9 protein-coding genes and 2 pseudogenes are annotated in these 13,444 nt (G+C 41.1%); 6 read left to right on the top strand and 5 right to left on the bottom strand.

The window, feature by feature from the left end; all coding sequences use genetic code 11:
* Positions 1-114: 114 nt before the first annotated feature.
* The 5 genes and pseudogenes from accD to ACM0OX_RS28750 form a co-directional block, all read right to left on the bottom strand.
* A complete protein-coding gene (accD, locus tag ACM0OX_RS28770) occupies positions 115-1,065 on the bottom strand; it encodes an acetyl-CoA carboxylase, carboxyltransferase subunit beta (protein WP_292740854.1) in 951 nt (316 codons plus the stop codon).
* Positions 1,066-1,702: 637 nt separating this feature from the next.
* Positions 1,703-2,530 (bottom strand): prepilin peptidase, encoded by an 828-nt coding sequence (locus ACM0OX_RS28765; protein WP_414518404.1) that lies wholly within the window; start codon positions 2,528-2,530, stop codon positions 1,703-1,705.
* A 102-nt stretch (positions 2,531-2,632) separates the two neighbouring features.
* Complete coding sequence (locus ACM0OX_RS28760) at positions 2,633-2,893, bottom strand: hypothetical protein (protein WP_094347451.1); 261 nt, start codon at positions 2,891-2,893, stop codon at positions 2,633-2,635.
* A 90-nt stretch (positions 2,894-2,983) separates the two neighbouring features.
* Positions 2,984-4,072, bottom strand: coding sequence for a 3-isopropylmalate dehydrogenase (gene leuB / locus ACM0OX_RS28755; RefSeq protein WP_414518402.1), 1,089 nt, complete (start codon positions 4,070-4,072; stop codon positions 2,984-2,986).
* 141 nt (positions 4,073-4,213) lie between these two features.
* Positions 4,214-6,089, bottom strand: a pseudogene (locus ACM0OX_RS28750) (HAD-IC family P-type ATPase).
* 74 nt (positions 6,090-6,163) lie between these two features.
* On the opposite strand from ACM0OX_RS28750, the gene ACM0OX_RS28745 reads away from it, so the two are divergent.
* From ACM0OX_RS28745 to purT, 6 genes and pseudogenes are all read left to right on the top strand, one after another.
* The gene (locus ACM0OX_RS28745) at positions 6,164-6,787 is read left to right on the top strand and encodes a sensor histidine kinase (protein ID WP_414518400.1); all 624 of its coding nucleotides are present in this window, start codon (positions 6,164-6,166) and stop codon (positions 6,785-6,787) included.
* 574 nt (positions 6,788-7,361) lie between these two features.
* A complete protein-coding gene (locus tag ACM0OX_RS28740; protein ID WP_322686371.1) occupies positions 7,362-8,216 on the top strand; it encodes a mechanosensitive ion channel family protein in 855 nt (284 codons plus the stop codon).
* A 385-nt stretch (positions 8,217-8,601) separates the two neighbouring features.
* Positions 8,602-9,552, top strand: coding sequence for an ABC transporter ATP-binding protein (locus ACM0OX_RS28735; RefSeq protein ID WP_334893238.1), 951 nt, complete (start codon positions 8,602-8,604; stop codon positions 9,550-9,552).
* A 47-nt stretch (positions 9,553-9,599) separates the two neighbouring features.
* A pseudogene (locus ACM0OX_RS28730) lies at positions 9,600-11,365 on the top strand (ABC transporter permease subunit).
* Between the two features lie 138 nt (positions 11,366-11,503).
* A complete protein-coding gene (locus ACM0OX_RS28725; RefSeq protein WP_414518399.1) occupies positions 11,504-11,986 on the top strand; it encodes a pentapeptide repeat-containing protein in 483 nt (160 codons plus the stop codon).
* Positions 11,987-12,051: 65 nt separating this feature from the next.
* Positions 12,052-13,224, top strand: a complete 1,173-nt coding sequence (gene purT / locus ACM0OX_RS28720; protein WP_414518398.1) for a formate-dependent phosphoribosylglycinamide formyltransferase — start codon at positions 12,052-12,054, stop codon at positions 13,222-13,224.
* Positions 13,225-13,444: the final 220 nt, after the last annotated feature.

Raw genomic sequence — 13,444 nt, 5'->3', positions numbered from 1 at the left:
AGTTAGGAGTTAGGAGTTAGGAGTTAGGAGTTAGGAGTTAGGAGTTAGGAGTTAGAAGTTAGAAGTTAGAAGTTGTAAATTTTTAACTCATAACTCGTAACTCGTAACTCTTGTTTATTCTGCGGCGGTAGAAGTCAAGGACATTGTTTCCCACAAAACCATGTGAGGTGTTGTTAATACAGGCTGGTGTAGAGCAATCAGCTGGGTTAGGGTGTTCTTTAATTGGGTACGGGGTACGATATCATCAACAAAACCGTGCTGGAGCAAATCTTCAGCAGTCTGGAAATTTTCGGGTAGTTTTTCCCGCAGGGTTTGCTCAATCACTCGCCGACCAGCAAAACCAATGGTTGCCTTGGGTTCTGCCAAAATTATATCGCCCAACATTGCAAAACTAGCGGTAACGCCGCCTGTTGTCGGATTGGTCAAAACTGGAATATATAATAATCGGGCGTCTTTATGGCGCTGTAAGGCTGCGGAGATTTTTGCCATCTGCATCAAAGAGAGCATACCTTCTTGCATTCTCGCGCCACCGGAAGTACAGATGATAACTACAGGATAGCGTCGTTGAGTGGCTTGCTCAATCATCCGGGTGAGTCTTTCTCCCACGACCGAACCCATACTACCACCCATGAAGCGGAAGTCCATAACCCCAAGGGCAATGGGCAAACTATTGATTTGACCTAAACCAGTTCTAACTGCATCTATTAAGCCAATTTTATCTTGTGTTTCCCGCAAGCGATCGCTGTAGAGTTTGCGATCGCGAAATTCTAGCGGGTCAGTTGGACGCAAATGCTCATCCAGCGGTTTCCAGGTATTGTTATCTATCAATTGACGGATGCGCTCATCACTATCTACTCGATTGTGATGACCACATTCGACACAAACCATCTGATTGGCTTTCAAGTCTTTTGTATATGCCAACACGCCACACTTAGAGCATTTATGCCACAAACCATCAGCAATTTCACGTTCTTGGCGTTCGAGGCTGGTAGATCCTGACTTCCGTCGATTTGCAAACCAATCAAATAGAGACTTTAAACCACGTGATTCTTCGTTGTTAGCCATTTTTTATTTTATTTTAAGTGGGTATGAGGTCGAAAACATATCAAACCGTATTGGGTTGTGCTTAGTCATTAGTCATTTTTCTTTATTAAGACTAATGGCTACATCGTTAAACTACGTTTTTAAGCAATTCAGACCTTAATTTTCGTCTTTGGTTGCCAGCTTAACGAAAATACTTATACCAATACAAGTCTCTTGCTCTTTTTTCAGCAGACTTAATTATATGGACGTAGTGACAAAACCATGAGAATACCAACCTCCAAATAAGATGCTCTCCCCCTCCCACCCTAATCAATTATTTGTATTGCTGGGTTTTGAACAATCAGCATCTGTTGCACTAGTTGTACTTGCCAACGGTTAATCGTCGTTAAGAGGGTAATACAAGTCACAAGCTGAATATTATCAAAATGTGAAGGGCAGATGGGGTAATGTTGGTTACAGTCACGAATTATAAATATTTCTTATGAAAGAGCATTAGTTATGGGTATGGGGCACTGGGCACAAGAGGCAGAGGGGCAAGGGGGCAGAGGGGCAGAGGGGAAAATCTTACTGCAACTTCCTTCTCCACTGCTCCCCTGCTCCCCTACTCCCCTGCTCCCTTGCTCTCTTGGCTCCCCCACTCTCTGCTCCCTACTCCAGTTCAAGAGGCTGGAAAAAATAACCGCAGGTAGCTAGACAAAATGGCTTCGCCGCTAAACAGGGTAATCACAGATCCTAAAGCCAGAAAAGGCCCAAAAGGTATTTTTTGTCCTAATTTTTGTTGCGATCGCTGCATAATCAAAATACCGATGCCAATTAATGCTCCCAGCGCACAGCCAATAAAACTAGCCAAGAGCAAATATTTCCAGCCTAACCAGGCTCCCATCATGGCTGCTAATCTGGCGTCACCTGCACCCATTGCAGTTTTCCTAAAGGCAATTGAACTTAATAGGGCGATCGCATCAAACAGCCATAAGCCTAATACTGCACCAACTATCGCCATCATAAAGTGATTTACCAATGCCACAAAACTACCTTCTGGTAGAAAACCAACTACCATTTGAAACAAAATCCCTACCACTAAACCCGACTTAGTAAGTGGGTTGGGTAGGGTCATTGTATCTAAGTCGATGAGTGATAGTGCCAATAACCAACTGCAAAAAGCCCAATAGCCTATTGTTAAAGTCGAAACTTGAAATACCAAAAAAATTAGTAAAAAAATTATGCCCGTTACCCCTTCTACCACGGGATAACGGACAGAAATTTTGCTTTTGCAATATCGACACCGCCCTCTTAAGGAAATCCAGCCGAACACTGGTACATTGTCGTAAGCTTTTAGCTGGTTTAAGCATTTAGGACAACGAGAAGGCGGCCAAAGAATTGACAACCCAGCCGGTAGGCGATAAACAATAACATTGAGAAAACTACCAATAGATGCACCTAAAGCAAAGACCATTACACTCGCCGGGATGGCGAACAAAATGTCCATACAGTCATTTGTCCTTTGTCATTTGTCCTGTGTCATTTGTGCTTTGTCATTTGTGCTTTGTCAATAACTAATGACCAATGACCAATGACCAATGACCAATGACTAATACATGTGGGATTCAATTTGACTTAAGGGCACAAAACACTCTTGAGGTAAAAGAACTGGTTGGTTAGTAAAAATAACCTTACCTCGATGAGTCACACGATTAATTGCTACACCGGAAGGTTGCCCAGCTATTTCGGGATGGACTTCACAGTGAGTATAGTATATCTGCCCAGCAGCTCTGATTACAGAGGGATCAATCAAAGGCGATTGGTTCTTTGGGGCGGTAAAATTTACTTGACCTTGTCGTAATGCGTACACTATCGACTGTTATTTGATTGCTAGATTTCCCTTTAGTCTACCCGAAACTTATAGCAAAGGTTGCCAAATTGCCCAAGTTGCTATACAAAATTATTTTTGTTCGATAGCTTTGATGAGGGAGTCTCCCATAGCGCGGCAACCAAGGAGATTTTTTCCTGGAGAAATTATATCCCCTGTGCGATCGCCCTGCTCTAAAACTTGCAATACGGCTTGTTCAATCCGATTTGCCGCTTCTGGTTGGTCTAAACCGTAGCGTAACATCATCGCCGCACTCAAAACCTGTGCTAGAGGATTTGCCTTATCCTGTCCGGCAATATCTGGGGCGGAACCATGAACGGGTTCAAATACACCAGGCCCAGAAGCACCCAAACTAGCTGAGGGTAACATCCCAATACTACCTGTGAGCATGGCAGCAGCATCAGAGAGAATATCACCAAACAAATTGCCTGTAACAATAGTGTCGAACTGCTTGGGAGCGCGTACCAACTGCATAGCAGCATTATCTACATATAAATGAGAGAGTTCGATATCTGGATATTCCGCAGAAAGTTGGGTGATGCGATCGCGCCACAACTGAGATACTTCTAATACGTTGGCTTTATCCACCGAACAAAGTTTTCCACCGCGTTTTCTAGCCGCCTCAAAAGCCACTCGTCCAATGCGTTCAATTTCTGATTCGGTGTAAACCATTGTATTTACACCGCGTTTCTCACCGGTTTCTGTAGCAAAAATCCCTTTAGGTTTACCGAAGTAAATCCCACCAGTGAGTTCGCGCACCACCATAATATCCACACCTTCGACAATTTCGCGTTTCAAAGTGGAGGCATCGATTAGCTGGGGCAAAATTTTCGCTGGGCGCAAATTGGCAAATAATCCTAAACCTGCACGCAGTCCTAACAAACCGGCTTCTGGGCGTAAATTGGATGGTAGGGAATCCCACTTATAACCACCAATAGCTGCGAGTAATACAGCATCACTGTTACGGCAAGCCTCTAGAGTGGCAGATGGTAGAGGTTCCCCTGTGGCATCAATTGCTGCACCACCGATGAGGGCTTCTTGGAATTCAAACTTCAGATCGAATTGCTTCCCTACGACTTTCAGCACATCTACCGCCACTGCCATAATTTCAGGGCCAATGCCATCGCCGGGGAGTAGAGTAATGCGGTAGTTCTGGGTCATAGCTGGTTATTACTAGGTAAATGCTTTCAGATCAAATATCATACCTAGCAAAATGTACTGATGGAGTTTTTAATTTATTTGGGTGCGGCTCTAACGTAATCATTTGGGATTGGATAAAACCACTCTCGGACTCCTGTATCCCTAGTTGAGCGGATCGAAACGCTGCAAGATGAGAGCTATAAACACCACTGGCAAACCTACACCCATACAAATAAGAGCTTGGATAAATGTCAAAGGTGTGGTGTCAAACACTTGATTCATCATGCTCCACTGACTGAACAGACATTGTAAAATCACCACAACCACAATTCCGATCGCAGGTGCATAGGCGGTGTGCGTTTACCTTGGATTCTGGCAACTAGAGATGGTAAAAACTGGCTAATACTTAACAGGTAAAAGACTTCTGCCGCCACCAGCCCATTAATTGCCATCGTGCGCGCCAATGGTTCATTGCCTGTAGTTTGAAGTATCCATTGAAACATTCCAAAAATTACCAGCCAATTGAAGACGGAAATCGCGATGATGCGTTGGAGCAATCCACCCGATAAAAGTCTTTCTCTGGGGTTGCGGGGTGGTTGTTGCATCACCTGTCCAGATTTTGGCTCAAAGGCGAGGGGGGCAATCAACGCTACGGAACTGACCATGTTGAGCCAGAGAATTTGGATTGGTAAAATGGGAAGCACGGTTGCTAAAAGAATGGCAATCAAAATCGTCATGGATTCTCCAACGTTAATCGGCAGCAAGAAGGCGATCGCTTTTCGTAAGTTGCGGTAAACACCACGTCCTTCCTCCACAGCCGCTTCTATTGAGGCGAAGTTATCGTCAGTTAAAAGCATATCCGCCGATTCTTTGGCAACCTCTGCCCCGGCTATGCCCATCGCTACACCAATATCTGCCTGTTTGAGAGCGGGAGCATCATTGACACCATCTCCAGTCATGGCAACAATTTCACCCTGAGACTGCAACGCTTTTACCAGACGCAATTTTTGTTCTGGCGCAACTCGCGCAAATACCATACCTTTAACGTCCCAGTTTTGTCAGAGCAAATAACAGTGGTACTTCCCAAGGTTTCCACAGCAGGTAGCTTGCGAATAATCGCCTTACGTCGTGCCATCCGGGAAACTCCTATCGCCAAAGTGACGGTAACAATCGCAGGTAATCCTTCGGGAATCGCGCTGACTACCAGAGCTACACTCGCTTTGAAAACATCAATCCAAGATTCGCCTTGTCCCAATCCGATTGCAAATGTCAAAGCAGCTAAACCTAAAATGACATACAACAAGCTTTTACTAAACTTGTCAATATTTCGCGTTAACGGTGTTTTCAGATTTGTGCTGCTTTCAATTAATTGTGAGATGCGACCGGTTTCTGTGGCATCTGCGATCGCTACTACAATCCCTTCTGCCTGTCCAAAACTGACGAAACTTCCGGCATACACCATATTGCTGCGTTCGGCTAATGGTGTTTCCATAGGCAGTGATGCCGTTGCTTTCTCAACCGGAACGGATTCGCCTGTTAAGGCAGACTCGTCAACTTGCAACCCACGCACACTTAATAGCCGCAGATCGGCGGGTACTTTATCCCCAGATGCCAGCAATACCAAATCACCAAGAACAAGTTCAGTCGAAGCCAGACGGGTTTTTTGACCATCACGAATTATAGTTGCTTCGGTAGTGACAGCTTTGGATAAAGCAGCGATGCCTGCGGCGGGCTATGCCTACGCGCCTTCTGCTTTCGATTCTTGAATGTAGCCAATGATGACATTAATCAGGGTGACACCAAAAATTACTCCGGCATCTAGCCAATCTTGCAGCAGCAGAGTCACCACTCCCGCCGTCAGCAAAATATATAGTAGTGGTTGATTAAATTGCTCTAAAAATCGTAGCCAAGAACTTTTTCCACTTTTACCAGTGAGTTGATTTGCACCCATCTGCTGGGAGCGTTTGGTAGCTTCTTTATGGGTCAAACCTGCTTCTGGATGGCTGGCTAACGTTTGCACAACCTTTTGTTCACTCAGAGTAAGCCTATAATCAACTACAACGCTTTACATCAGATGCTTCTCATGAGTTGCGATCGCCCCTTTCTGCGATTTTGACCAATGCCCAAGTTGGGTTACTAATGGCAGCAGACCATCCCCAAATCCATCCCTCTCTGGAGAACATCATCGATAGCGCCAAGTCGATGAGTACCTTGGTCAATAACCTACTGCTGTTGGCTCGGCATCAGGGAAAATTAACTCCCGAATCTCTCAAAAAGGTTAATCTTAATAGCTTGCTAGAGAATTTAGCTATTTATTACAATACTGTTGCTGCAAAAGCGTCGATCGAGTTGATCGGCCATTTACCAGAACAACCCATTCAGTTGTGGGCTGACCCCGATTTGCTGCGGCTAGCTGTGGAAAACTTGCTCAAAAACGCCTGTAATTACACTCCATCTGGTGGAACTGTCTGGTTATGCTTAGAATCTCACCCAGATCGGGCAGTAATTCAGGTTATTGATACAGGAATTGGAATTCCAGAGGCAGATTTACCTTACATTTTCGATCGCTTTTACCGAGTTGATACAGAACGTGCCAGAGAAAGCGGCGGATTTGGGTTGGGATTAGCGATCGCTCAACAAATTGTCCAGGCTCACGGCGGTAATATTCATGTGATGAGCAATGAGGGTAAAGGCTCAACTTTCCAGATAAAGTTACCGCTGATGAGCCATTCCTAAATCATCTTTAAGAGATGATTCATAATGAAAATCTAAAACAAAGAGCTATATTTAACCACCCACTAACAGAGAAGGCACTGTTAGCGAATTTAAGTTAAATTAATCCAAACGTGGACTATTACAAATACATTTTAGAGGATGTTTGAAAAGTTTTCTTCTCGGTAACAAAACGTTCTAGATCCCCCTAAATCCCCCTTAAAAAGGGGGACTTTGATTCCGGTTCCCCCCTTTTTAAGGGGGGCTAGGGGGGATCAATTAGTGCCTAAAATCACGCATAAATTTGAGATCGGGAGCAAAGATTGATACGCCAGATAAGGATTAAATCTTGCAAAATCCCAGTATCGATTGACATCTTTGCTCGAATTGAGGAGTGGAAAAAACAGCAGTAAAGTGAAAAGTAGATAATCCCGCAAGAAAACATTTATTTATATTTGCCCAAAACTGTTCAGACATCCTCCGAGAACAGTTTCCTATCTGCTGCACATTACAGCAAAAATTAAAAAAAAGTATTGATATATCATTTTGATTTAATTTCTTGTATGTTTATTGTATTTAATATTCACAGACAAAAATTATGGATTTCAGACAAATTAGCTTAGTTGCTAGCCAACTTTTAACTCAGTTTGGGTTGAAAATTTTAGGTGCAATCGCACTGTGGCTGATTGCTCAACGCTTGATTGACTTTGGATTGAAGCTAGTACGACGTGCTTTCCGAGGTCAACACGTCGATCCAACACTCATTAACTATCTTCTGAATATCATTGGTGTCACACTGAGAATTATTCTAGTTGTGGCAATTCTCGGTTTCTTTGGGGTTGAAACAACTTCCTTTGCTGCATTGCTAGCAGGAGCAGGCATTGCAATTGGTGCAGCATGGGGGGGTTTACTAGCCAACTTTGCAGCCGGAGCATTTTTAATTGTTTTTCGACCTTTCAAAGTTGGTGATTTCATTACCACCGCAGGCGTGACAGGCACTGTTACAGAAATTGGACTGTTCACAACTAATATCAATACACCTGATAACGTGTTGACAATTGTCGCCAATAATAAAATCTTTGCTGATAACATCCAGAATTATTCTGCCAACCCTTACCGTCGGGTCGATCTGGTGGCTCAACTCCATCATGATGTGAAACACAACGAAGCGATCGCACTTTTGAAAGCGAAAATTAGCCAAATTCCTAATGTTCTCCAAAATCCAGCACCGGATGTGGAAATTCAGAATTTCAACTTTGCAGGGCCTGTACTAGCAGTACGTCCTTATTGCAATAACGATCACTATTGGCAAGTTTACTTCGACACTAATAAAGCTATCCGTGAAACCTTTGGTGAGGCTGGATATCCAGTTCCCGAATACCGTTATGCAATTAGCGGTTCATCTGGTAATGGGGTTAATAACGTCATTCCACCACTATCAGAAATAACTTGACACTAAAGAAAAAAGTCAAGGCTTAATTTGCAAATATTTCATAAATAGCAGAATCAGAATTAATAAGTAGGTAGGGCGTATGTCTTACCTACTTTTGCTAAGTTTATGACCTATTCCAGTGAAAATACCATTGCCTACTGACCAAGCGGTTGACTCTAATATCATCAGGTTTGCAATATTAGTACTAGAGATTTCTAGCTTTAGTATTCCCCTTAGCAAAAATTAATAGTTGGTATTATTTAAAACTTTAGTGAAAATAGGGTAAATAATGCCCAGAACTCAAAGCAGCTTTAAATAAAGCTAGTTTCAATTTTGGAAACCATCCTGACAAAAGCTGTAAAAAAAGTTAGGTTAGCGGTTAATCACAAGCCGCACCCTAGCAGCGATGGTAAAAGAATTAACAATTTGTACCCGTGGACTCACTAAGCAATTTGACCGACATGTTGCTGTCAATGATGTTGATTTAGAAATCCAGGCGGGGGAAGTATATGGATTGATTGGGCCGAATGGCGCGGGTAAAACAACTCTCATCCGTATGTTAGCGACTGCTGAGGAAGCAACTACGGGTGAGATTTATATTAATGGCGATCGCCTCATCCGTGACAACAGTAACCTCAAACTTAAGCGTCATCTTGGCTATTTACCCGATGACTACCCACTATATGAGGATTTGACAGTCTGGGATTACTTAGATTACTTTGCGCGTTTATATCGTTTGCGAGAACCGCGCCGCACTAAACGCTTACATGAAGTTTTAGAACTTATTCAACTTGGTAATAAACGTAATAGTCAGATTTCTACTCTGTCGAGGGGAATGAAACAGCGTTTAAGTTTAGCGCGAACCATTATCCACGAACCAATTTTACTATTACTCGATGAGCCTGTTTCTGGGCTTGATCCTATTGCGAGGATGCACTTTCGCGAAATCATTAAGGCTTTGCAAGAAGCTGGAATGACTGTCATCATTTCCTCCCACGTTCTCAGCGATCTAGCGGAAATTTGTACTTCTGTAGGGATTATGGAACTTGGCTTCTTAGTAGAAAGTACTTCCTTACAGCAGCTTTATCAACGTCTAGCCCATCAGCAAATTGTGTTATCAACTTTAGGAAACTTAGAGACACTTTTGAACGAACTTAAACATCATTCTTTAGTAGAAGAATGGGAGGTTATATCAGGAAAAAACAGTGTGCGGGTGAATTTTTCCGGCAAAGATGAAGATAGTGCCGAGTTATTGCGATCGCTAATCAAAGCGGGCATTCCTTTAACTGATTTTCACTGCACGCAAGAAGACTTAGAAAGTATTTTCTTAAAATTAGGTCACAAACAAGCATCTTGATTCATCAATAAATCTCACTCACCATTTTTGGAGAAATTTTTCATACTATGCTCAATTTAATGGACAAAATTGGCGATTGGAATCCGCAATTATTTCGCGAACTCAAAGGACAATTTAAATTTCTTAATGTAGCGATCGTAGTTGTGACATCTTTACTATTGCAGCTGGTAATTATTTTATATCATTTAAGCAATCTTCCTGATGATAAATACTCCCTAACTGGTACATACTGTCATTTACGTCAAATATATGAGCCGCAACAAACACAGGTTTTTAAGGAATCAAATCAATCTAAAATTGATGAATTAAATGATTTCTTTTCAAAAAATTTTTGTCCCCAAAATCAAATTGATTGGCAGATGTGGTGGCGAGATCATTGGGAATATATATTCTTAACATTTAGTGTAATTTTTATATTTACACTACTAGTTGCAGGAACTTATTTGCTAATTAACGATTTCGCTAAAGAAGAAACTCGCGGCACACTAAACTTTATCCGTCTTAGTCCCCAATCAGAAACAAGTATATTGACTGGGAAGTTGCTAGGAGTTCCGAGTTTAATTTATCTCATGATTTTAGTAGCAGTTCCTTTACATTTATGGGCTGGGCTTTCTGCCAAAATTGCTTTTAGTTATATTTTGGGTTACTACGCAATTATTGCTGCTAGTTGTATTTTCTTCTACAGTGCTGCACTACTACTTAGTTTATTTAGTCGTTCATTTAGTGGTTCTCAGCCTTTGTTGGGTTTATTAGTTAGTGGTATAGTTTTTGTATTTTTGTTCATAACGATGTTACTTGCATCGTCTTATAGCAACACTTTAAATCATTCAACTGCTTGGTTTAGACTTTTTAATCCTTGGGATACAACTAATTATCTATTTCCTAGATTATTTAATCTATCCAATGGCTCTGATATTAAAAAATTGCAGTTTTTCTATTTACCATTAGGGAAAAATATTATTAGTCTTGTTGGCTTTCATTTGTTAAATTTGGGATTGTGCAGTTACGGAATTTTGCAAATTCTTAAACGTTGCTTCCGTAATCCTCAAGCCTCAATAATTAGCAAGAAGCAAAGTTATTTGGTAGTAGCGTTTTGCCAGTTGATGATCTGGGGTTTTACTCTACAAATTGGTGAAAATAGTTACGCATTAGATCAACAAGTTGGGGAAAATTACATTTTGCTAGCATCATACAACTTGGTGTTGATTTTAAGTTTAATTGCAGTTCTTTCTCCTCACCGTCAAGATGTACAAGATATCGACATCAAGGAGTTTCTAGCCACAAGAGTATCTGGCAGGATCTAATTTGGGCTGAAAAAAGCCCTGCACTAGTAGCGATCGCAATTAATCTTACAATTGTTACTATCCCTTGGCTAGTCTGGATTTCATTTACATCTATTTTTGATACCAACAATGCCCAAAGTTGGCTGAGTAACGATATTGACAGGTTTAAAGCACTTTTAGCTATAGTTTTGTTTATCAGCGTAATCATGATTTACGCTACCATCACCCAGTTGATACTTTTGCTGAAAACTCCCAAACGTTCTTTCTGGGCAATTCGGATTATAAGTGCAGCAGTGTTCCTACCACCAATAATTTTAGAATTTATCGGCATGACATCACAGGTGTCTACAGTGGTGTCTACTGTATGGCTGTTTTCAACTTTTCCTTGGGCTGGTATACAAGGCTCTGGAACGACAACAATTTTTATGGCATTCCTCGCTGAGTTAACTTTTCTAGGATGGTTAAACTTGCAGTTGACAAGACAAGTGAGATTAGCAGGCGAATCTGCTACGAAAGCATTATTAGCATAACTAGCTAGGTAGTTATCAATAAACTTAGAACCTCAATTTTTCAAAGAAATTGGGGTTTTTGTTTTTTATGAATGGTTTAAGACTGCTATATTATTTATTATTTGTTATTAACACAACGATCACCAAAATCTGAAAATCATGTTAAATATCTCTACTCAATGCCTACGCCATACAGCCATCCAGTTTTTAGAACAAAGTCCCCCACAACGTCTACAAACTCTTAAGCAACTGGGCATCGCTCGTTATGAATTTTTAACTAAAATTCAACTAAATGAAGCTAATATCATCTGTATAATGCGATTTTTTAAATATCCCAGTCAGCTAAAATTTCCTAATCTAATGGGAGCAGATTTATCTGGTTTAAATTTAGATGAGGTCAACTTTATTCGAGGAAATTTGTCAGAAGCAAATCTCCAAGGTAGTAGTTTAGTAAATGCAGACCTTTTATTTGTAAATTTTACGAAAGCCAACTTGAGAAATGCAGATTTACGAGGTGCAACTCTAAACGAGACTATTTGGTTAGAAGCTCTAGTAGATAATTGTCAGCTTGGCGTAGGTATTGGTTTAAATCATCTACAACGTCAAGATTTAGAACTGCGAAAAGCGATATTTAATTCTTGAGAAGTTAGTAATGAAAACACAAAAAATTATAAGATGATTGAATTGATATTGACCTGGATAAGTTAATGAGTATTAAGTTGCCCCAAAAACTGATGTTGCTGGGTTCAGGAGAACTAGGCAAAGAATTTGCGATCGCAGCTCAACGTCTTGGTAATTATGTGATTGCCGTTGACCGCTACGCCAATGCTCCGGCGATGCAGGTTGCTGATGCTTATGAAGTTATTTCTATGCTCAGTGCTGATGATTTAGAAGCTGTAGTGACAAAACATCAACCAGATATTATTATACCAGAAATTGAAGCAATCCGAACGGAAAAATTGATCGAATTTGAACAGCGAGGGATTACAGTTATACCGACTGCGGCTGCTACGAACTATACAATGAACCGCGACAGAATTCGCGAACTAGCACATCAAGAATTGGGCATCAGAACAGCTAAATATGGTTATGCAACAACTCTAGAAGAATTGATTGCAGTTTCGGATAAAATTGGCTTTCCCAATGTTGTTAAACCTGTGATGTCATCATCAGGGAAAGGTCAATCTGTAGTGCAGGATAAGAGTGAAGTTGAGAAAGCTTGGAATTATGCGATCGCTAATTCTAGAGGAGACAGTCAAAAGGTCATCGTAGAAGAATTTATTAACTTTGAAATTGAGATAACTTTACTGACAATTAAACAGTGGAATGCACCGACAATTTTCTGTTCTCCCATTGGTCATCGCCAAGAAAGAGGCGATTATCAAGAATCGTGGCAACCCGCAGAAATTTCTGAAGATAAAATATTAAAATCCCAAGAAATAGCTATAAAAGTCACTGATGCTTTAGGAGGAGCCGGAATTTTTGGCGTTGAATTTTTCATTACCAAAGATGAAGTGATTTTTTCTGAACTTTCTCCCAGACCTCACGATACGGGAATGGTGACATTAATCTCACAAAATCTCAATGAATTTGAATTACATCTACGAGCTATTTTAGGCTTGCCAATTCCTCATATTGAACAGCTAGGAGCATCAGCTAGCGCGGTAATTTTAGCCTCAGAAAAATCTGATTCTATTGCTTTTAGTGGTGTCGCCGATGCTTTGTCAGAAAAAGATGTAGATATTAAATTATTTGGTAAACCGAATGCTCATCCATATCGGCGAATGGGTGTAGCTTTGGCGAAGGGTGATAATGTCCAAGAGGCTAGAGAAAAGGCTACTAGAGCCGCAAGTAAAATTAAAATAATCCAGTTGTGTTAACTCAATTGACTTACATCTTCTACCAGAAAACCGAACAACTAGAAGTCGCGCTTATATAAGTGAAGTCTGCCTACGCGGGTTGACGAAAAATTAGGCGTTACATAATACAGAGACGATTTTGCTAGTTTTGTAGGATGGGCATTTTGCCTGTTCTTTGTATTTTCAGGCGGGTAAAATGCACAATGCAGTAACTCCGATACAAAAATAATCCCTTGTATTC

It is taken from the genome of Nostoc sp. PCC 9305, from assembly GCF_963920915.1.
In the GTDB taxonomy this organism is placed as follows: domain Bacteria; phylum Cyanobacteriota; class Cyanobacteriia; order Cyanobacteriales; family Nostocaceae; genus Nostoc.
The sequence above is the reverse complement of the archived record's forward strand: the minus strand, read 5'-3'. Positions and strand labels throughout refer to the sequence as shown.